Raw genomic sequence first — 19,735 nt, 5'->3', positions numbered from 1 at the left:
TTTCGCGAGGCGGGTCTGGCTGGTTTCATGGGGGAATGGCGATCGAGCACGACTTCTTCGGACTCCTCGAGTCGGGACCCGACGGGTCGATCTTCTGGTCGGAGAACGTCGAGTTCGGCGATCAGAGCGTCACCGTCGACCTGACCGCTCCCGACCAGGACGACGTGTCGATCGACGCGCTCGACGTCGCCGCGGCGATGATCTCGTCGCTGGAGACGATCGACCTCGCGGCGCGCAACGCCATGGTCAACGAACTCGACGACCGCACCAGTGAGGTGACGGAGTACATCCTCCAGCAGCAGGCGACTCTCGGCGAGGAGCTCGACGATCTGCTGAGCGATCCCTCCGGTGACACCCACATCGACGTCATCAAGTCGTTGCAGCTGATGAGCATGACGATCCTGGCGGACGAGCACGGGGGCAGCGATCCTTTCGCCGTCCTCGAGTACGCGCTCGATCCCGACTCCACCGACGACGTTCTCCTGGTGAACCTCGCCTCCGACGGGCAGGTGCAGTCGGTCACCAGCGCCGACTGACCCCGTGCAGACGTTCCTGCCGTACCCGTCGTTCATCGATTCCGCGGAAGCTCTCGACGGGCGTCGTCTCGGCAAGCAGCGCGTCGAGACGTTCCAACTGCTGCGAGCGCTCACCGTCCCGGATCACGGCTGGCGCCACCACCCGGCGGCGAAGATGTGGGACGGACACCTGCCGGCGCTCGTCTCGTACGGCCTCGTCATGACCGACGCGTGGATTGCGCAGGGGCGCGCCGACACCGTGCGGCAGAAGATCCTCGCCTTCGCGCCCGAGGTCGACGGTCAGGCCCAGGACGCCCTGGACCTGCCGCCGTGGCTCGGTGACGAAGCGTTTCACCTCGCGCACCGGTCGAACCTCGTCCGAAAGGATGCCGAGTTCTACCGGCCCCGTTTCGGGGACATCCCCGACGACCTGCCGTACATCTGGCCGGTCTGACCCGCGCCGGCGGTCAGTGCCCGTGGAATGCGGGGATGACCAGGTAGATGCCGTAGAGCACCGCGGCGGCGAAGCCGGCGAAGCACGCGAATCCGCCGATCGTCGCCGCCACCGGGCGGGGGCGGGTGCGCTCGGTCACGACCGCGTCGGCTCCCTCGGGGTCGCCGTCGGCCACAACTTGGATATCGGGTGCCCCCACCGCCAGCAGGCGAATGCCCGCGGTGTAGAGCCCCACGATGACCAGGGTCGCGATGAGGCCGACGACGAACACGAGCCCGATCGAACCCCAGTCGACGCCGAGCCATCCCCCGGACGCCGACGCCGCGTGTCGGATGCCGTTCATGCGCGTGCCTCCTGCTTGCTCTCATCCGAGCGGCCGGGGCCGTCGGCATCCAAGGACTCATCGTTGACGTTCTCGGCCGACACCGGCTTGCGGCGGGCCAGCAGGAAGAGCCCCGCGCACGCGCCGAGCCCCAGGACCAGCACCGCGACGAGACCGAGTGTGCCGGCGCCGGCCGCCCACGCGGCGAGTCCGCCGACCAGGGCCGCGGCGGGGAGGGTCACGATCCACGCGAACGCGATCCGGGCGACGACGTTCCAGTGCACGGAGGCGAGGCGCTTGCCGAGCCCCGAGCCGACGACGGCGCCGGAGGTCACCTGGGTGGTCGAGAGCGGGAAGCCCAGAGTGGAGGAGATGAGAATGGTGGATGCCGCACTCGTCTCGGCCGCGAAGCCTTGAGGGGGCTTCACATCGGTGATGCGCTTGCCGACCGTCCGCATGATCCGCCACCCGCCGAGATAGGTGCCGAGCGCGATCGCGAGACCCGCGCCGAGGATGACCCAGAACGGGGGCGCGGTCCCTGTCTCCTGATATCCCGCGACGATGAGCGTCAGGGTGATGACGCCCATCGTCTTCTGCGCGTCGTTCGTCCCGTGCGCGAGGGAAACGAGCGAGGCGGAGACCGTCTGCCCGTGCCGGAAGGCGGTGGTCGAACCGGCGACCCTGGCCATTCGCGTGACGCGGTAGACGAGGTAGGTGGCGAGGAGGGCGACCGATCCGGCGATGAACGGCGACAGGAGTGTCGGCAGGACGATCTTGGAGAGGACCCCACCCCATTCGACGGCGGTGAAGCCGGCGCCGATCACGGCGGCACCGATGAGCCCGCCGAACAGTGCGTGCGTCGAGCTGGACGGCAGGCCGAGCCACCAGGTGAGGAGGTTCCACAGCACCGCTCCCATGAGCCCCGCGAAGATCATCGGGACGGTGATGTTGGGCATGCCCTGGTCGTCCTGGGCGAGGATGCCCTCGGACACGGTCTTGGCCACAGCGGTGGAGAGGAATGCTCCGACGAGGTTGAGCACGGCGGAGATGAGGACGGCGACCTTGGGCTTGAGTGCGCCGGTGGCGACCGAGGTCGCCATGGCGTTGGCGGTGTCGTGGAAGCCGTTGGTGAAGTCGAAGAAGAAGGAAAGGGCGACGACGAGGAGGACGGGGATGAGGACGGCGAGGTCCACCGGGGGGCTCCGTTCGAGTAGGTGTTTCCCACGTGCGGTCGGATGACCGGGCGTCACGCTAGACCTCGAAGACAAACGGAAAGGGAGCTTCCCTCGCGGGGGTGGACGGGTCTACTCTGCGCCGTTCACACCGCCTGCGCGAAGCCCGCGTCGGCCGCGGCGATGTCCTTCGCGAGGTGCGCGAGGTGAGGCGGGATCTCGCGGCCCTTCGAGACCATCGACTGCGCCCACAGGCGTCCGGCGCGGTAGGAGGACCGCACCAGCGGACCGGCAAGCACTCCGAGGAACCCGATGCGCTCGGCCTCCTCCTTGAACTCGACGAATTCGGCGGGCTTGACCCAGCGCTGCACCGGAAGGTGCCGCGGGGTCGGACGCAGGTACTGCGTGATGGTGATGATGTCCGTCCCGGCCTCGTGCAGGTCGTGCAGCGCCTGCACGACCTCCTCGGGCTCCTCGCCCATGCCGAGGATGAGGTTCGACTTCGTGATGAGCCCAGCGTCCCGCGCCGCGGTCAGCACCCCGAGCGACCGCTCGTACCGGAACGCGGGGCGGATGCGCTTGAAGATGCGCGGCACCGTCTCGACGTTGTGCGCGAACACCTCCGGCCGCGACGAGAAGACCTCGTCGAGCAGAGCCGTGTTGCCGGAGAAGTCGGTCGCGAGGATCTCGACACCCGTTCCCGGGTTCTCCGCGTGGATGCGCCGCACCGTCTCCGCGTGCAGCCAGGCGCCCTCGTCGGGCAGGTCGTCGCGGGCGACGCCGGTGACCGTGGCGTAGCGCAGCTGCATCCGCGACACGCTCTCCGCGACGCGGCGCGGCTCGTCGGTGTCGTAGTCCGCGGGCTTGCCCGTGTCGATCTGGCAGAAGTCGCAGCGTCGCGTGCACTGCGAGCCGCCGATGAGGAACGTCGCCTCGCGGTCCTCCCAGCACTCGAAGATGTTCGGGCACCCGGCCTCCTGGCACACCGTGTGCAGCTCCTCGGTCTTCACGAGATTCTGCAGCGCCGTGTATTCGGGCCCGAGGCGTGCCTTCGTCTTGATCCACTCGGGCTTGCGCTCGATCGGGGTCTGCGCGTTGCGCACCTCGAGGCGGAGGAGCTTGCGGCCGTTCGGAGCCGTGGATGCCGCGCCCCCGGCGCTGCCCGTTCCGCAGGCGCTCACGCGGCCACCGCCGAGTACTCGGTCCGGAAGACGGATTCCACGCTGGCGACGATGTCGGCGGGGGAGACCTCGGCGCCGACGACCTCGCTGACCGTGGTGACGCCGGCATCCGTGATCCCGCAGGGAACGATGCCCCGGAATCCGGCCAGAGTGTTGTCGCAGTTGACCGCGAACCCGTGCATGGTGACACCTTTCTCGACGCGCACGCCGATCGCCGCGACCTTGTCGACCCCGAGCGGGCGACGCACCCAGACGCCGCTGCGCCCCTCGACGCGGAAGCCCTCGACACCGTGCGCGGCGAGGGCGGAAATGAGCAGACCCTCGAGCCGTCGCACGTGAGCGACGACGTCGAGCGGCTCGGGAAGCCGGACGATCGGGTAGCCCACGAGCTGCCCCGGGCCGTGCCAGGTGATCTTGCCACCGCGATCGACGTCGATCACGGGGGTGCCGTCCGTGGGGCGTTCGTGCGCCTCCGTGCGCTTGCCCGCGGTGTAGACCGGTTCGTGCTCGAGCAGAAGCAACGTGTCGGACCGCGTCCCCGCGACGACGTCGGCGTGCACCACGCGCTGCAGAGCCCAGCCGTCCAGATACGGCACGTAGTCGGGGCCGAGCCCCGCGCGAAGAATCTCGAGCATCACCGCTCCCGGTTGTTGGATTGCGTCCAAGAATACACATGTGCACGCCCGTAGGCTGTTGTCATGGCCACCGAATCGCGAACGGGACGCCCCCGCGCGTCGTCACGTGAGGTGCTGTCGGAGGCCGCGTGCGAACTGTTCTTGGAGAAGGGCTACGACGCCACCTCGGTGTCGGACATCACGCGCCGCGCCGGCGTGAGCCGGTCGAGCTTCTTCAACTACTTCTCGGCCAAGAGCGACGTGCTCTGGTCGGGCTTCGACGAGCGCGTCGACGCGGCGGTCGCCGACCTCCGCGACGGCGGTGCGGTGCACGACGTACTCCTGGGGATCGGTGACGGGTTTGCTCCCGACGCCCTGGCCCTGGCCATCGTGAACGCGGATGCCATGGGGATCGCCGCCGAGCTCGATCGCGACCGTGCGATCCGTCAGTTCCGGCTGCAGCGCGAGACGGCGGCGCGGCTCGTGCGCGACGGTATGGCGCCGCTTCCCGCTCAGGTGCGCGGAGCGGCGCTGTCGGCCGCCGTGCTCGCGGCGGTCTGGGCATGGGCCGACCACACAGCGGGTCGTGCGCTGACCGAGACGCTGTCGGAGGCTCTGGCGGCGGCCTGAGCGCGTGGCATCCGTCGTCTCCACGGCGATCTGCGCACGCTCAGTCCGATCGCCCTCATCGGACTGCGGCCCGGCGAATCACGGAGGTTGCGCGACGGCCCAGCCGCAGCGGCGGCGGTAACCGGGACGGCCGCGTAAACTCTTTCCATCATGGCGACTTTCGGCACGCTCTCCGACCGGCTCACAGAGACCTTCCGCAATCTGCGCAAGAAGGGGCAGCTCACCCCCGCCGACATCGACGGGACGGTCCGTGAGATTCGGCGTGCCCTGCTCGACGCCGACGTCGCGCTGCCGGTGGTCAAGGAGTTCACCGCCGCCGTCCGCGAGCGCGCGCTGGGTGATGAGGTCAATCGCGCCCTGAACCCGGCGCAGCAGGTCGTGCAGATCGTCAACGACGAGCTCATCGGCATCCTCGGTGGTCAGCAGCGCCGACTCCAGTTCGCGAAGAACCCGCCGACCGTGATCATGCTCGCCGGCCTCCAGGGGTCGGGTAAGACGACGTTCGCGGGCAAGCTCGCGAAGATGCTCGAGAAGGACGGTCACACGCCGCTCCTCGTCGCCTGTGACCTGCAGCGCCCCAACGCCGTGAACCAGCTCCAGGTCGTCGCCGAGCGCGCGGGAGCCGCCATCTACGCCCCCGAGCCGGGCAACGGCGTCGGAGACCCGGTGAAGGTCGCCCGCGATGGCGTCGCGTACGCCACGCGTCAGCAGTACGACACCGTCATCATCGACACCGCCGGGCGTCTCGGCGTCGACGCCGAGCTGATGAAGCAGGCGGCCGACATCCGTACGGCGACGCAGCCCGACGAGGTGCTGTTCGTCATCGACGCGATGATCGGTCAGGATGCCGTGAACACGGCGAAGGCCTTCCAGGACGGCGTCGACTTCACCGGCGTGGTGTTGTCGAAGCTCGACGGTGACGCCCGCGGTGGCGCCGCGCTCTCGGTCGCATCCGTGACGGGGCGTCCGATCATCTTCGCGTCCACGGGTGAGGGTCTCGACGACGTCGAGCCGTTCCACCCCGACCGCATGGCGTCGCGCATCCTCGATCTCGGTGACATCCTCACGCTGATCGAGCAGGCGCAGCAGGCTTTCGACGAGGCCGAGGCGATGAAGGTCGCCGAGAAGCTCGCGACGGAGACCTTCACGCTCGAGGACTTCCTCGAGCAGATGCAGCAGATGAAGAAGATGGGCTCCATGAAGAAGATGCTCGGGATGCTCCCGGGCATGGGGTCCATGAAGCAGCAGCTCGAGGACTTCGACGAGCGCGAGATCGACCGCACCGAGGCGATCATCCGCTCGATGACCGTCGCCGAGCGTCGCAATCCCAAGATCCTCAACGGCTCGCGCCGCCTGCGCATCGCGCGTGGTTCCGGAATGACCGTCACCGATGTCAATCAGCTCGTGCAGCGCTTCGAGCAGGCCGCCAAGATGATGAAGACCGTCGCGCGCGGCGGAGTGCCCAACATCCCCGGAATGGGTTCGATCGGCGGCAAGCCGGGTGCCTCCTCCAAGCGCGGGAAGCAGCAGAAGGCGAAGGGCTCCCGCTCGGGCAACCCTGCCAAGCGGGCGGCGGAGAACGCTGGCATCGCCGCTGCGGCTCCCGCGACCGGCTCCGGCTTCGGTCTGGGCGGGCAGAAGGCGCCGAGCGAGGCCGACCTCGCCGAACTTCAGAAGCTCCTCGGCCGCGGCTGACACCCACGGCCGCCGAGCGGTCGCTCCGGCCCACCGACGAGCGGCCGTCAGGAGAGAAGGCCGGCGTCCTGGAGAGCGGAGAACACCGTCTGCTCGATGGCTCTCTCGCCCCGAGCGGTCGGGTGGACGTCGTCGTCCTGCATCCACTCGGGGTGACCGACGAGCGGCTGGCCGATGTCGATGAACGTCCCCCCGACCGAATCGACGGCCTCCCGGAGAGCGTCCGAGGTCGTCACCGTGTCGTCCGGGACCGCCGGATCGTCGTTCCAGATCGTGCTGAGTCCGACGATGCGCGCGTCGGGGGCGGCGTCGCGCAACTGGTTCACGGTGTCGTCCGTGTCGGTGCGGATGTCGTCGGCATCCTGCCAGAAGTCGTTGCTCGAGCTCTGCACGAGGATCAGTTCGGGTTGCAGTGCCGCGATCGCGGGGGAGAAGCCGGCGTAAGACGTGCCGCATTCGCCCGAGACCACGAACCCCATGCCGCCGCACGCGAGATTCGTCACGGACACGTCATCACGCTGAGCGAGGAGTTCGGGCCACGCCTCGTCGCGCTCGAGGCCGGATCCGGCCATCAGCGAGTCGCCGAGAGTTACGATCCGCAGCGGTGCCGACGACCGCTGCGGCGCGGCGGCTGTGACGGACGGCGACGGAAAGGTCACTGCCGCGACGCGGTCGGGCGATTCCCCGGAAGGCTCGGGCGCACACGCGGTCATCGTGGCGAGGCCGCTCACGGCTGCGGCCGCGAGCAGGAGCGTCGAGGCACGGCGCCGAGGGGTCATGGCGCGATCCTACGGCCGCGAACTTATGAGTCCGCGCCGAGGGGTCATGGGGTCACGCTCGCAGGGCGGCGAGGTGCTCGCGGAGCGTCGGACCACCACGGAACTCCCGGATGAGGTGCTGGACGACCGCGCGGAGGTCACCATCCGCCGCCTCGGCAACGGCGATCTGGCGAGCGGAACTTCCCCCGGTGGCGAGGATCGTCTCCAGGCCCGCGAACTCACGCGCGCACTTCAGTTCGACGGCGATGTCGGCGAGCTCCTCCATCGTCGTCCTCAGGTGCTCGCGCACCGGCAGCTGGGTGCCGTCGCGATCCACGATCACGCGGGCGTCCAGGCCGTACCGGGCGGACCGCCACTTGTTCTCGCGGGCGAACCACGGCGGGATGCCGGGGAGCTCGCCGCCCTCATCGAGGATGCGCGAGAAGCGCTCCACGAGGGTCTGCGCGAGCGCGGCCACGGCGGCGAGCTCCGGCAGAGTCGACATGCCGTCGCAGGCGCGGATCTCGATCGTTCCCCAGCGGGGCGCCGGCCGGATGTCCCAGCGCACCTCGCTGGCATCCGCCATCACGCCCGTGCGGACCATGTCGTCGAGATAGTGCTCGAAGTCCGTCCACTCCTTCAGCTGCCAGGGGAGGCCCGCGGTGGGGAGCTGTTGGAACACCAGTGCGCGGTTGCTGGCGTAGCCGGTTCGCTCGCCCGCCCAGAACGGGCTGGATGCCGACAGCGCCTGCAGGTGCGGGAGGAACACCGTCAGCGCATTGACGATGGGGATCACCTTGTCGACGTCGTCGACGCCCACGTGGACGTGGATGCCCCAGATCATCATGTTCCGGCCCCACCACTGGGTGCGCTCGATGAGGGTGTGATACCGCGTCTTGTCGGTGACCTGCTGGTCGTACCACTGCGCGAAGGGGTGGCTGCCGGCGCACAGCAACTCGATGCCGCGGGGTTCGGTCTGCTCGCGCAGCGCGCCGATGGCATCCGCGATGTCGTCGACCGCCTCCGCCACGGTGTGTCCCACACCGCTCGTGACCTCGACCGTGTTCGTGAGCAACTCGCCGGTCACGGTGAATCGCTCGTGTGCGGTGGCCTCTTCGACGAGCTCCAGGATCTCGGGAGCACGCGGTACCAGGTCGCCCGTCTCGCGGTCGGCGAGCATGAGTTCCCATTCGAGTCCCACCGAGGAACGGGCGGACGGGGCGAACGGCAGCGTCATGTGGTCAGTCTGACATGACGACACGTGCGTCGTCGGGTTCGCTACCCACCGTGTCATCTGGCAGAATAGAGGGTCGGACCAGGTGCTCGACCCTCTATCCAGCACCGGTCCTCCTCTTTGAGCTTCCGCCGGGTGTGCACCCCACGCTCCAGGCGACCGGTTCGTTCATTTCCCACCACAGGAGAAATCGTGGCTGTCAAGATCCGACTCAAGCGTCTCGGCAAGATCCGTGCGCCCTACTACCGTATCGTCGTCGCCGACTCGCGCACCAAGCGCGACGGTCGTGTGATCGAGGAGATCGGCAAGTACCACCCGACCGAGGAGCCCTCGTTCATCGAGGTCGACTCGGAGCGCGCCCAGTACTGGCTCGGCGTCGGCGCTCAGCCGACCGAGCAGGTGCGTGCCATCCTCAAGCTCACGGGCGACTGGGGCACGTTCAAGGGCGAGAAGGACGCGAAGTCCACCGTCAAGGTCCGCGAGCCGAAGGCCGCCTTCGAGGCCGACTCCTCGAAGAAGTCGGTCGTGAAGCCCAAGGCCGAGAAGAAGGCCGACGAGGCCCCGGCCGCCGAGGCGCCCGAAGCCTCCGCCGGCGAGACCTCGGCAGAGTAAGTCCCGTGCTGTCCGCCGCGCTCGAACACGTCGTCAAGGGGATCGTCGATCACCCGGATGCCGTGACCATCCGTTCCTCCACCTCGCCGCGTGGCGAGGTGCTGGAGGTTCGCGTGCACCCCGATGATCGGGGTCGCGTGATCGGGCGCGGCGGTCGCACCGCCAAGGCGCTGCGTACGCTCATCACGGCCCTCGCCGACGGGCAGCGCGTCCGCGTCGACGTCGCCGACGACTGATGTCGGACGGCGACGCCGCGGGTGCTCAGCCCGCCAAGACCCAGCTCCGCGTGGGCCGCCTGGTCAAGGCCCACGGCCTCAAGGGCGCGTTCAAGCTCGAGCTGTACACCGATGACCCCGAGGGACGCTTCGTCCCCGGCAACACCTTCACCCTCCAGGTTCCCGAGACCTCCCCGTGGCACGGCCGCGAGTTGAAGGTCCGCGAGTTCCGGTGGATGAACTCCCACCCCGTCGCCTTCTTCGAGGGCGTGGACGATCGCACGGTCGCGGAAGAGCTGGTGAAAGCCATCCTCTGGATCGATCAGGACACCGAGTCGCCGACCCAGGAGGACGACGCCTGGTACGACCATCAGCTGGTGGGCCTCGATGTCGTGCGTGACGGCGCGGTGATCGGTCGCGTCGTGCGGGTCGATCACTTCCCCGCGCAAGACCTGCTGATCGTGCGCCCGACGGGTCGCGGCGAGGACGCCGACGTTCTCGTTCCGTTCGTGAGCGCCATCGTGCCCGAGGTCGATATCGACGGCGGTCGCGTGGTCGTCACGCCTCCTGCCGGCCTCTTCGAAGAGCTGCCCGGCGAGGACGACACGCCGCGCGAAGAAGCGGCCTCCGAAGACACCGATGCCTCCGGTGGCGAGCCGGAGGGTGACGCGGCCGCCGACTCCCGCGAGGACTGACGTGCGCATCGACGTCGTCTCGATCTTCCCGACGATCTTCGACGCCCTCGAGGTGTCTCTCCTGGGCAAGGCCCGCCAGAGCGGGTTGCTAGACGTGCGCGTGCACGATCTCCGCGACTACACGCACGACCGTCACCGCACGGTCGACGACACCCCGTACGGCGGTGGTGCGGGGATGGTCATGAAGCCCGAGCCGTGGGGCGAGGCTCTCGACGACGTGACGCGCGATGCCGAGGCGACCCCGGTCATCGTTTTCCCGTCGCCCGCGGGGGAGCGCTTCACGCAGAAGATCGCCCGCGAGCTCTCGACCGAGGAGCACCTCGTCTTCGGGTGCGGCCGCTACGAGGGCATCGACGAACGCGTGTTCGACTACGCCGCGGGCCTCGGTCGCGTGCGTCTGCTCAGCCTCGGGGACTACGTGCTCAACGGCGGCGAGGTCGCCGTGATGGCGATGGTCGAGGCCATCGGCCGCTTGATCCCCGGTGTCGTGGGCAACCCCGAGAGCCTCGTGGAGGAGTCCCACGAAGACGGACTGCTCGAATACCCGTCGTTCACCAAGCCCGCTTCGTGGCGCGGCCTCGACGTTCCGCCGGTGCTCCTGAGCGGCAACCACGGCGCGGTGGCGACCTGGCGCCGCGAGCAACAGCTCGAGCGCACCCGCGAACGCCGACCGGACCTCCTCACCGACTGAGCGCGTGTCGGAGCTGTGGCATCCGGTTCGGGATGCCACAATCCCGGTGATCAGTCGACGCCGAGGAATGAGCGATCGGTGAGCACGATCGGGCCGTCCGCTGTGATGGCGACGGTGTGCTCGGAGTGCGATCCGCGCGAGCCGTCGGCGCTGCGCAGCGTCCAGCCGTCGGGATCGGTGATGAGCTCGTCGGTGGTCTGCAGGAACCAGGGCTCGAGCGCCAGCACGAGGCCGTCGCGTAGCGGATAGCCGCGCCCGGCCTTGCCGTCGTTGGCGACGTGGGGGTCGCCGTGCATCGTGCGGCCGACACCGTGACCGCCGAAATCGGTGTTGATGCTGAGCCCTTCGGCGTGGGCGACGGCGGCGATGGCGGCCGAGATGTCGCCGATTCGGTGGCCGACGGTCGCGGCGTCGATCGCCGCGGCGAGGGCGCGCTGCGTGGTGTCGATGAGGGCGAGGTCCTCGTCGCGGGGGGTGCCCACGACGAACGACACGGCCGAGTCGGCGACCCAGCCGTCGACGGACGCCGCGAAGTCGAGCGACACGAGGTCTCCGTCGCGAAGTGCGTAGTCGTGCGGGAGACCGTGGAGCACGGCGTCGTTGATCGAGGTGCACAGGACCTTGCCGAAGGGACTCGCACCGAACGAGGGGTGGTAGTCGATGTAGCAGGACTCGGCACCGGCGGCACGGATCATGTCGTGCGCACGGCGGTCGAGGTGGAGCAGGTTGGTGCCGACCTTCGTCTCGTCGCGCAGCGTCGCCAGGACTTCCGCGACGAATCGGCCGGCCGGGCGCATGGCGTCGATCTCGGCCGGGGTGCGCAGTTCGATCATCGATGGTTCCCTTTCCTCGAACCTCCATTCTCGCCGATCGTCGCCGTGCGAGTTCAAAGCGACCGCACAACTGCCGCCCTTACCATCGGTCCATGGTGCTTCGCCGACTGTTTCTGCGCTGGCTCTTCCCCGCCGCCTTCGTGCTGCCCCTGTGGTTGTTCGTCGGATGGATCGTGTTCAGCGGCGGGAGCGGGTGGGCGCTCCTGTGGCTGTTGATCGCCGCGCCGGCGGTGTTCGTGACGCAGACCCTCGTGGCACTCATCGTCCGAGGTCGCGGGAGCGTCCGCACCGACCGTGCCGCGTCGTGGCGCGATGTCATCGGTGTGGGTGTGTGGCAGGTCGTCGTCGTGGCGCTCGGCCTGTACGACTCGCGGACGTTCTTCCCCCTGCTCGTCCTCAGCGTCGTCGGAGCGTTCGTACTTCTGTGGTCGTCGCTGGCACAGCTGTGGAGCGAAGCCCGCGGCGGGATCACGCTTCTGCACACCGCCGACGGCACCGGCTTCATCCCGCCCACGCGCGAACAGCCGCGGCCGAAGGTCGGGGGAGAGGTCATCGTGATCGAGGAGAAGCCCGCGTCGCGCTGAGCCGGTTTGGTCGGTGCTGCGGTCCGTGGCAGAATAGGCGTTTGTGCCCTGACCGGCTCTGCCTCAGGGGAGTCCGCCGCATCTGCGGCTTCGGGCACGCCTCACTTTTCCCATTCTTATCGTGCGATCGACCTGTGGCGGTCGCAGGAAGTGACGATCATGCAGATCCTCGACTCCGTCGACGCGGCTTCGCTCCGCTCCGACATCCCCGTCTTCGGCCCCGGCGACACCGTCAAGGTGCACGTCAACATCACCGAGGGCAACCGCTCGCGTATCCAGGTGTTCCAGGGCGTCGTCATCGGCCGCTCCGGCGACGGTGTGCGCGAGACCTTCTGTGTCCGCAAGGTCAGCTTCCAGGTCGGTGTCGAGCGCACCTTCCCCGTGCACAGCCCCGTGATCGACCACATCGAGGTCGTCACCCGTGGTGACGTGCGCCGCGCGAAGCTCTACTACCTGCGCAACCTGCGTGGCAAGAAGGCCAAGATCAAGGAGAAGCGCGACCGCTGAGTCCCGCTTCACGAACGCCCCGCGATCCGTCGCGGGGCGTTCTCCGTTTCCGGGGCGCGTCGGTGCGGTGGCTTCTGAAACGCGAGACTTCATTGCGCCGACATCTCCCTTGCGGATTGCGCGGCGGATGTCGGCGCAATGAAGTCTCGGCGAAGACAGCGCCGCGCCGATGAACGGGCATCCGGATGCCGATGAGCCGAGCATTCATAGCCGTTCGAGGCCGTGGGACGTTCGGTGGCCGGGGCGGAATGTGCGAGGCTTGTCCCCGCGGTCTTCCGGTGTTCGGTGAGCCCGGCGAAGGATCAACATGAGCGACGAAACCGCATCCCCTCCGGCTTCGACCCCGACCACTCGGCGGCGACGTGGAGGTCTGACGTTCCTCCGGGACGTCGTGATCATCCTGGTGATCGCACTGGCGGTGTCGTTCCTCGTCAAGACGTTCGTGGTCCGATCGTTCTACATCCCCTCGGCGTCGATGAACGACACGCTTCTGGTGAACGACCGCATCCTCGTCGACGAGCTCACGCCCAAATTCGGCGAGTACTCGCGGGGAGATGTCGTGGTGTTCCGCGACCCCGGCGGATGGCTCCCGTCGACGCCGAGTCCGCAGCGTCCGCCGATCGTCGAAGCAACCGATTGGCTTCTCTCGCTCGTCGGGCTCTCGGCGCCCGACAGCGACGACCATCTCATCAAGCGCGTCATCGGCACACCGGGTGACCACGTGGTGTGCTGCAACGCGCTGGGTCAGACCGAGGTCAACGGCGTCCCGCTGGTCGAGCCGTACGTCAAGCTGGCGCCGGGTGCCACGGCGCCCGCGCCGGTGCCGTACGACATCACCGTGCCCCAGGGGTCGCTGTGGGTGCTCGGCGACAATCGCAACAGCTCCAAGGACTCGCGCTACAACCAGGACCAACCGGGCAAGGGCTTCGTACCGATCGACAACGTCGTGGGACGCGCGTTCCTCATCACGTGGCCGTTCGGCCGTTTCGGTGCGATCGATTTCCACCACGAGGTGTTCGCGGGGGTGCCGTCACCGGAGACGGCGCCATGATCGAGCCCACCCTCACGTTGGAGCGGCGTCTGCTCAAGGAGCACGCGCTGATCATCGCGTGCGACGAGGTCGGACGCGGGGCCCTCGCGGGTCCGGTGGCGGTCGGAGCGGCCGTCATCGACCCGACCCGATCGCGCAAGCGCGTCCCCGCGGGGCTGCGCGATTCGAAGCTCGTGCCCGAGGCGCGCCGTCCCGATGTCGCCGCGCGGGCCGCAGCGTTCGTTCAGCACAGCGCGGTGGGTTGGGCGAGCTCCGCGGAGATCGACGAGATCGGGATCATCCGCGCGCTGGGGCTCGCCGCCGTGCGGGCGATCGCGGATCTCCGTGCGCACGGCGTCGTGCCGGATGAGGCGCTCGTGATCCTCGACGGCAACCACGACTACATCACCCCGGCGGGCGAAGCCGGCCTGCGCGTGAAGCCGATCATCAAGGCCGATCGGGATTGCGCGAGTGCGGCCGCGGCATCCGTCATCGCCAAGGTCGCGCGTGATGCGGTGATGACCGGTCTGCATGACGAACTGCCGGCCTACGGGTGGGCGCGAAACAAGGGCTACGCGAGCCTCGACCACCGCGAGGCGATCGGCGTGCACGGCATGAGCGTGCACCACCGGCACTCGTGGGCGATCGCCCCCGCGCCGACGCTGTTCTGAGTCCCAGAGGTCGCGGCTGTCGGTCGGGTCCACCGGTACGGCGTCACGCGCCTAGGATGGAGAGACCATGGATGACGACGTCTTCGAGGATTACGACCGCGAACTCGAACTGGCCCTGTACCGCGAGTACCGTGACGTGGTCTCGCAGTTCCAGTATGTGATCGAGACCGAACGCCGGTTCTATCTCGCCAACGACGTCAACGTCGTCCGCCGCGACACCGAGCACGACTTCTACTTCGAGATCTCGATGACCGACGTGTGGGTGTGGGACATCTACCGCGCCGATCGGTTCGTGAAGTCGGTGCGCGTGCTGACGTTCAAGGACGTCAACGTCGAAGAGCTTTCGCGCCGCGACTTCCAGCTTCCCGAAGAGCTCTCGCTCGACAACTGACGGTTCCTCCCCAACCGATGAGTCTCGCCGGTTGTCCCCGAGGAGGCCTCCAGGCCCCGCGGGAGGGGGATCACGGATGCCACGCTCTCGGGCATGGCAGCGAAAGACGACTTCGGGCGAGCCGGTGAAGAACGAGCCGCCCACTACCTGACCGCGAACGGCTTTCGCGTCCTGGACCGCAACTGGCGGTGTCCGCAGGGCGAGATCGACATCGTCGCCGAGAGCGCGGGAACGCTCGTCGTGGTCGAGGTGAAGACGCGCACGAGCGAAGCGTTCGGGCACCCGTTCGAAGCGATCGATCGCCGCAAGGCGGCGCGCTTGTGGCGGCTGGCGATGGCGTGGATCGCCGCTCATCCCGACGCAGCCCGGGGCCAAAGCCTTCGTGTGGACGCGATCGCTCTGATCGGTCCGGACCCTCGGACCGCTCGACTCGAACACCTCGAGGACGCGCTGTGACCGTTGCGCGTACGTGGGCCGTGGCCCTGACCGGAATGCGGGGAGATCTCGTCGAGGTCGAGGCCGATCTGTCTCCTCAAACACCGGAGTTCGCGATCATCGGGTTACCGGACAAGGCGCTCGGGGAGGCCGGACGGCGCGTGCGCAATGCGTGTACCAACCGGGGTCTCGAACTGCCCAAGCGTCGGCTGACCGTGAACCTGTCGCCCGCGAGCCTGCCGAAGCGCGGCTCTGCTTTCGATGTGGCGATCGCGGTCGCCGCGCTCGCGACGACCGGGACGATGGATGCCGCGCGCGTCGCCGACACCGTCCACATCGGCGAGCTGGGACTCGATGGGCGTCTGCGTCCGGTGCCGGGAGTGTTGCCGTCAGTGCTCGCCGCGCACCGCGCCGGGCGAACGCGAGTCGTCGTGCCGGCGGCGAACGCGGCGGAGGCGGCGCTGGTGGAGGGCATCGAGGTGAGGGCGGCGACGTGTCTCGCGGAGGTCGTGCGCTGGCACGGCGGCGTGAGCGAGGCGCCGGATCTGTCACCGGTCCTCGCCGACGAGGCTCCGCCGATGCGAGACGAGTCGCTCGACCTGGCTGACATCCTCGGACAACCGGATGCCGTGGACGCCCTCATCGTCGCGGCGGCGGGCGGGCACCACCTCTTGATGAGCGGGCCTCCCGGTGCAGGCAAGACGATGCTGGCGCGCCGGTTGCCCGGTATCCTGCCCGATCTCGACGATGACGCCGCACTGTCGGTCGCGTCGGTGCGTTCGCTGTCGGGTGAGGTCGTGACCCGTCTGAGCCGGACGCCGCCGTTCGAGAGCCCTCACCACGGTGCGAGTGCCGCCGCGCTGATCGGCGGCGGATCGGGCGTGGTGCGGCCGGGGGCGATCGCCCGCGCGAGCGAGGGCGTGTTGTTCCTCGACGAGGGCGGGGAGTTCCCGGCATCCGTTCTGGACGCGCTGCGCCAACCGCTGGAGAGCGGTGTGATCCAGCTCCACCGGTCGGGTGTGTCCGCGACGTTCCCGGCGCGATTCCAGCTCGTCGTCGCGACAAACCCGTGCCCGTGCGGCCAGTTCGGCGTGCCCGGTGGGGTTTGCTAGTGTGCGCCGCAGGCGGTTCGGCGATACACGCGGCGCCTCTCCGGCCCGCTCCTCGACCGCATCGACCTCGATCTTCGGTTGCAGCGGGTGTCGGACGCCCGGCGTTCGAGCGCGGGCACAACCATGACGACGGCTGCGGCGCGTGCGATCGTCGCGAGCGCCCGGGAGCGGGCGGCGCAGCGGTGGTCGGAGACTCCGTGGCGACGCAACGCCGACGTGCCCGGAACGTGGTTGCGCGGGTCCGCCGCACCCGAGCCCGAGGTTCTCCGGCCGCTCGACACGGCGCTCCGGCGCGGCACACTCACTCTCCGCGGCTACGACCGCCTGCTTCGAGTCGCATGGACCGTAGCTGATATCGCAGGACACGACCGTCTGCACAGCGACGACGTGGGACGCGCGCTCTTCCTGCGGCAGGGGAACATGGCATGACGAGCCCCGATCTGTCGACGGATGCCGCCGCCGCGGCGCTGGCCGGGATCGGCCGGGAGCCGGATATCGATGTGCGCGACGCCCACGCCCGCGTGTGGTGGTCGGTCCTGGCGGAACCGGGTGACGGCGCCGCGGGTGACCTCGTATCGCGCTTCGGGGCGGAGGATGCCCTGCGCATCGCACTGTCGGATGCCGATGACGAGTGGAGCTCGGCCCGCGCGAGGTGGATGCCGCGCGCGGATCCCGGCTCGATCCGTCACGCTCTCGATGCCGCCCGCCGAGCAGGTGCGACCCTCCTCATTCCTTCCGACTCGCGGTGGCCGCACCGGTTGGACGACCTCGGTGCGCATACACCGCACGTCCTGTGGGTCCGGGGCGACCTCGAGTGGCTCGAAGCTTCGCCGACCGTGGCGATCGTGGGCGCGCGAGCGGCGACACCGTACGGCGAGGCCGTCGCCGCGGACCTGGCGGCGGAGCTCGCGGCCTCGGGAGTCATCGTGGTGTCCGGGGCGGCGTACGGCATCGACGGTGCCGCCCACAGGGCCGCGCTCACGACCGACGGTCGTACCGTCGCCTTCCTCGCCGGTGGGGTCGATCGCGCGTATCCCCGCGGGCACGAGGCCCTTCTCTCGAGCATCGCGGCCTCCGGAGCGGTGATCAGCGAAACGCCGTGCGGTGCGGCGCCGACGAAGTGGCGCTTCCTGTCTCGGAACAGGCTCATCGCTGCCCTCGCGGACGCGGTGGTCATCGTCGAGGCCGGACACCGCAGCGGCTCGTTGAACACCGCGGCGCATGCCGCTCAGCTCGGCCGGGCTCTGGGGGCCGTTCCCGGGCCGGTGACGAGCGCGGCCTCCGCGGGAAGCCACCGGGTACTGCGGGAGTTCGACGGCGTTTGCGTGACCTCCGCAGCGGACGTGCGCGAGATGCTGGGCGACGCGGTGACGCACGGCCGGCAGGAGGGGACACGCACCGACGACACGACGCGATTGCTCGACGCGCTGTCCGCGCGGGTCGGGCGCGACACGGAGGACGTCGCACGCCGCGCTGGCTTCGCGTACGCCGATGCCCAGGCGCTGCTGGGGCTCGCCGAGCTCGAGGGACGCGTCGCGCGTGGTGCGGATGGGCTGTGGCGATCGGTGCGGCGGAGCGAATGACCTGGGCGATTCAGACCCGGGGTGGCGCGATCGGTGCGCTCGAAGCCCGCAGGGGAAGGCAGACACCGCAGGGCGCGAGACGGTCGGGGGAGCGCGCGCGTCCTACGAGCGCGCCCACGCCCGAGAGAGCATGCTTGATCCGTGCGCGTTTCCGAAGCGATCGAGGGCTACCTGGCCCACCTCGGAAGCGTGCGCCGCCTGTCACCCGCGACCGTGCGCGCTTACCGATCCGACCTCGCGGATCTCGTTCGCGCCTCGGGCGATCCCGACGTCCGCGAGATCGACGTCGAAACCCTTCGGGAGTGGCAGTGGGATGCCACCATCACCGGGCTCAGCAAGGCGACGGCCGCGCGCCGGACCTCGACGGCGAAGGGGTTCTTCGCCTGGGCGCAAGAGGAGGGCTTCACCGATGGGGACCCGGGGCAACGCCTCGTCGCGCCGAAACGGGGGCGGACGCTACCGACGGTCGCGACGGCCCCCGCCCTGGACGCGCTGCTGACCGAAGCGGAGGCCGCGGCGAGGGACGGCGACCCCGTCGCCCTGCGCGATCACGCGCTCCTCGAGCTCCTTTACGGCACGGGGGCCCGCGTGTCCGAGATCTGCGGCCTCGACGTCGACGACATCGACCACGAGCGTCGGACCCTCCGCCTCCGCGGAAAGGGGGATAAGGAGCGCGTCGTCCCCTACGGCGCCCCCGCGGCCCGCGCGCTCGACGCTTACCTGGTACGGGGGCGCCCCGCATTGTCGGCCCGCGGAGAGGATGCCGGGGCCGCGGTCTTCCTCGGAGCGCGAGGCAGCCGCCTGGGTCCCCGCGCCGTGCACGCCCTCGTCTCGCGGATCGTCGCGCCCGCGGTCGGGGCCGAATCCCTCGGCCCGCACGCCCTCCGCCACTCCGCAGCGACCCACCTCCTCGACGGCGGCGCCGACCTGCGCTCCGTGCAGGAGATCCTCGGCCACGCGAGCCTCGGAACGACGCAGATCTACACGCACGTCTCGGCCGAACGCCTCCGCGAGGCGTACCGGCTGGCCCACCCCCGCGCCTGACCGCAGCGCGGACCGACTCGGAGCGACTTCCGCAGGCCTGGTGCTTGGCCGGTGATGCGCCGGGCCGTAGCGTGGCACCGTGGACCACCGTGCTCGACTCGTCGCCGCGGCGGTCGGCGCGCTCGTCATCGCCGTCCAACTCGCAGGGTGCGGGCTCGCGCCGCAGCCCGGCGTGACGCGTTTGCCCCCCGCGGCATCCGCCCCCTCGGTCGCCCCCTCGACGCCGAGCCCCCTGCCTACGGCAACGCTGCCCCCGGCGACGGTGACGCCGTCCGTCACCGCGCCCCCGTCGACGCCGACGGCAGCGAGCACGCCCGCCCCCGCCCCCGGTGATGGGTCCGTCATGGCCTGCGGTGACGGCGGCACCGCGGCGATCACGGGTGCCGAGCGCTCGGTGCGCGTCGAGGGCACGTGTGCGCAGCTCACCGTGTCGGGCTCCGCCATCACCGTGGATGCCGCGTCCGCATCGATCCAGGCCTTGACGATGTCCGGTGACCGGATCCGAGTCACCGGTGCCGCCGTCGACAGCGCCACCATCCAGGGCAACGACACCGCGCTTACCGTCACCGGCGCCCTCGGCCGTCTCGATCTCAGCGGTGACAGGGGGAGCGTGACCGTCGGAGCTGCCCTGGGGTCCCTGCTGCTCCGCGGCCAGGACAACACGGTGACGGCGGGCGGCGGTATCGGCCAAAGCACCGTCGAGGGACGCGGAAACCGGGTCGGCTGAGTCGTCGCCGAAAGTCTCCGACGCCAGTCC

The 19,735-nt window shown here is 69.5% G+C and carries 24 protein-coding genes and 1 pseudogene; 18 read left to right on the top strand and 7 right to left on the bottom strand.

Annotation, left to right across the window (positions count from 1 at the left end; genetic code table 11):
* The first annotated feature begins 35 nt into the window (after positions 1 to 35).
* Positions 36 to 536 carry a DUF2004 domain-containing protein gene (locus AC3WLZ_RS09310; RefSeq protein WP_412924695.1) on the top strand — a complete coding sequence of 167 codons (501 nt, stop codon included), beginning with the start codon at positions 36 to 38 and terminating at the stop codon, positions 534 to 536.
* A 4-nt stretch (positions 537 to 540) separates the two neighbouring features.
* On the top strand, positions 541 to 969 hold the full coding sequence (locus AC3WLZ_RS09305; protein ID WP_412924694.1) for an MSMEG_6728 family protein: 429 nt from the start codon (positions 541 to 543) through the stop codon (positions 967 to 969).
* Positions 970 to 982: 13 nt separating this feature from the next.
* Here the strand turns inward: AC3WLZ_RS09305 and AC3WLZ_RS09300 are convergent, their stop codons facing one another.
* From AC3WLZ_RS09300 to lipB, 4 genes are all read right to left on the bottom strand, one after another.
* Positions 983 to 1,312 carry a hypothetical protein gene (locus AC3WLZ_RS09300; protein ID WP_492469832.1) on the bottom strand — a complete coding sequence of 110 codons (330 nt, stop codon included), beginning with the start codon at positions 1,310 to 1,312 and terminating at the stop codon, positions 983 to 985.
* Complete coding sequence (locus AC3WLZ_RS09295) at positions 1,309 to 2,484, bottom strand: inorganic phosphate transporter (protein ID WP_492469831.1); 1,176 nt, start codon at positions 2,482 to 2,484, stop codon at positions 1,309 to 1,311. Before AC3WLZ_RS09295 ends, AC3WLZ_RS09300 begins: the two co-directional genes overlap by 4 nt.
* Positions 2,485 to 2,609: 125 nt before the next feature.
* The gene (lipA, locus tag AC3WLZ_RS09290) at positions 2,610 to 3,644 is read right to left on the bottom strand and encodes a lipoyl synthase (protein ID WP_412924691.1); all 1,035 of its coding nucleotides are present in this window, start codon (positions 3,642 to 3,644) and stop codon (positions 2,610 to 2,612) included.
* Entirely contained in the window at positions 3,641 to 4,279 is a 639-nt protein-coding gene (lipB, locus tag AC3WLZ_RS09285) for a lipoyl(octanoyl) transferase LipB (protein WP_492469830.1), read from the bottom strand. Before lipB ends, lipA begins: the two co-directional genes overlap by 4 nt.
* A 63-nt stretch (positions 4,280 to 4,342) precedes the next feature.
* On the opposite strand from lipB, the gene AC3WLZ_RS09280 reads away from it, so the two are divergent.
* Together AC3WLZ_RS09280 and ffh are read left to right on the top strand one after the other, a co-directional pair.
* Entirely contained in the window at positions 4,343 to 4,888 is a 546-nt protein-coding gene (locus tag AC3WLZ_RS09280) for a TetR/AcrR family transcriptional regulator (RefSeq protein ID WP_492469829.1), read from the top strand.
* Between the two features lie 150 nt (positions 4,889 to 5,038).
* Positions 5,039 to 6,583, top strand: coding sequence for a signal recognition particle protein (ffh, locus tag AC3WLZ_RS09275; RefSeq protein WP_412924688.1), 1,545 nt, complete (start codon positions 5,039 to 5,041; stop codon positions 6,581 to 6,583).
* 47 nt (positions 6,584 to 6,630) lie between these two features.
* Here the strand turns inward: ffh and AC3WLZ_RS09270 are convergent, their stop codons facing one another.
* Both AC3WLZ_RS09270 and AC3WLZ_RS09265 read right to left on the bottom strand, forming a co-directional pair.
* Positions 6,631 to 7,362 carry an SGNH/GDSL hydrolase family protein gene (locus AC3WLZ_RS09270; protein WP_492469828.1) on the bottom strand — a complete coding sequence of 244 codons (732 nt, stop codon included), beginning with the start codon at positions 7,360 to 7,362 and terminating at the stop codon, positions 6,631 to 6,633.
* 52 nt (positions 7,363 to 7,414) lie between these two features.
* Complete coding sequence (locus AC3WLZ_RS09265) at positions 7,415 to 8,578, bottom strand: glutamate--cysteine ligase (RefSeq protein ID WP_412924686.1); 1,164 nt, start codon at positions 8,576 to 8,578, stop codon at positions 7,415 to 7,417.
* Positions 8,579 to 8,767: 189 nt separating this feature from the next.
* On the opposite strand from AC3WLZ_RS09265, the gene rpsP reads away from it, so the two are divergent.
* The 4 genes from rpsP to trmD are packed head-to-tail and all read left to right on the top strand — an operon-like array spanning position 8,768 to position 10,788.
* A complete protein-coding gene (gene rpsP, locus AC3WLZ_RS09260) occupies positions 8,768 to 9,187 on the top strand; it encodes a 30S ribosomal protein S16 (protein ID WP_492469827.1) in 420 nt (139 codons plus the stop codon).
* 5 nt (positions 9,188 to 9,192) lie between these two features.
* Positions 9,193 to 9,423 carry an RNA-binding protein gene (locus AC3WLZ_RS09255; protein ID WP_138172408.1) on the top strand — a complete coding sequence of 77 codons (231 nt, stop codon included), beginning with the start codon at positions 9,193 to 9,195 and terminating at the stop codon, positions 9,421 to 9,423.
* A complete protein-coding gene (gene rimM / locus AC3WLZ_RS09250) occupies positions 9,423 to 10,097 on the top strand; it encodes a ribosome maturation factor RimM (protein ID WP_492469826.1) in 675 nt (224 codons plus the stop codon). The genes AC3WLZ_RS09255 and rimM overlap by 1 nt, the downstream gene beginning before the upstream one ends.
* A gap of 1 nt (position 10,098) precedes the next feature.
* On the top strand, positions 10,099 to 10,788 hold the full coding sequence (trmD, locus tag AC3WLZ_RS09245; RefSeq protein ID WP_412924683.1) for a tRNA (guanosine(37)-N1)-methyltransferase TrmD: 690 nt from the start codon (positions 10,099 to 10,101) through the stop codon (positions 10,786 to 10,788).
* Between the two features lie 50 nt (positions 10,789 to 10,838).
* Here the strand turns inward: trmD and map are convergent, their stop codons facing one another.
* Positions 10,839 to 11,621 (bottom strand): type I methionyl aminopeptidase, encoded by a 783-nt coding sequence (gene map, locus AC3WLZ_RS09240; RefSeq protein ID WP_412924682.1) that lies wholly within the window; start codon positions 11,619 to 11,621, stop codon positions 10,839 to 10,841.
* A gap of 92 nt (positions 11,622 to 11,713) precedes the next feature.
* Here map and AC3WLZ_RS09235 point away from each other — a divergent pair, with 92 nt between their 5' ends.
* From AC3WLZ_RS09235 to AC3WLZ_RS09190, 10 genes and pseudogenes are all read left to right on the top strand, one after another.
* Positions 11,714 to 12,205 (top strand): MFS transporter permease, encoded by a 492-nt coding sequence (locus AC3WLZ_RS09235; protein WP_412924681.1) that lies wholly within the window; start codon positions 11,714 to 11,716, stop codon positions 12,203 to 12,205.
* 159 nt (positions 12,206 to 12,364) lie between these two features.
* Complete coding sequence (rplS, locus tag AC3WLZ_RS09230; protein ID WP_076491715.1) at positions 12,365 to 12,712, top strand: 50S ribosomal protein L19; 348 nt, start codon at positions 12,365 to 12,367, stop codon at positions 12,710 to 12,712.
* 307 nt (positions 12,713 to 13,019) lie between these two features.
* Positions 13,020 to 13,763, top strand: a complete 744-nt coding sequence (gene lepB, locus AC3WLZ_RS09225) for a signal peptidase I (RefSeq protein ID WP_492469825.1) — start codon at positions 13,020 to 13,022, stop codon at positions 13,761 to 13,763.
* Positions 13,760 to 14,413: a ribonuclease HII gene (gene rnhB, locus AC3WLZ_RS09220; RefSeq protein WP_492469824.1), complete on the top strand. Its 654-nt coding sequence runs from the start codon at positions 13,760 to 13,762 to the stop codon at positions 14,411 to 14,413. Before lepB ends, rnhB begins: the two co-directional genes overlap by 4 nt.
* A gap of 67 nt (positions 14,414 to 14,480) precedes the next feature.
* Complete coding sequence (locus tag AC3WLZ_RS09215; RefSeq protein ID WP_134126534.1) at positions 14,481 to 14,804, top strand: DUF2469 family protein; 324 nt, start codon at positions 14,481 to 14,483, stop codon at positions 14,802 to 14,804.
* Positions 14,805 to 14,897: 93 nt separating this feature from the next.
* Positions 14,898 to 15,260: a YraN family protein gene (locus AC3WLZ_RS09210; RefSeq protein WP_412924678.1), complete on the top strand. Its 363-nt coding sequence runs from the start codon at positions 14,898 to 14,900 to the stop codon at positions 15,258 to 15,260.
* Positions 15,257 to 16,780, top strand: a pseudogene (locus tag AC3WLZ_RS09205) (YifB family Mg chelatase-like AAA ATPase). Before AC3WLZ_RS09210 ends, AC3WLZ_RS09205 begins: the two are co-directional and overlap by 4 nt.
* Positions 16,777 to 17,934, top strand: coding sequence for a DNA-processing protein DprA (gene dprA, locus AC3WLZ_RS09200; RefSeq protein WP_492469823.1), 1,158 nt, complete (start codon positions 16,777 to 16,779; stop codon positions 17,932 to 17,934). The pseudogene AC3WLZ_RS09205 and the gene dprA overlap by 4 nt, the downstream one beginning before the upstream one ends.
* A 141-nt stretch (positions 17,935 to 18,075) precedes the next feature.
* Complete coding sequence (locus tag AC3WLZ_RS09195; RefSeq protein ID WP_492469822.1) at positions 18,076 to 18,978, top strand: tyrosine recombinase XerC; 903 nt, start codon at positions 18,076 to 18,078, stop codon at positions 18,976 to 18,978.
* Between the two features lie 79 nt (positions 18,979 to 19,057).
* Positions 19,058 to 19,705, top strand: coding sequence for a DUF3060 domain-containing protein (locus tag AC3WLZ_RS09190; RefSeq protein WP_492469821.1), 648 nt, complete (start codon positions 19,058 to 19,060; stop codon positions 19,703 to 19,705).
* Positions 19,706 to 19,735: the final 30 nt, after the last annotated feature.

The sequence above is a fragment of the Microbacterium sp. FW305-3-2-15-F-LB2 genome (assembly GCF_058787255.1).
The sequence above is the reverse complement of the archived record's forward strand: the minus strand, read 5'-3'. Positions and strand labels throughout refer to the sequence as shown.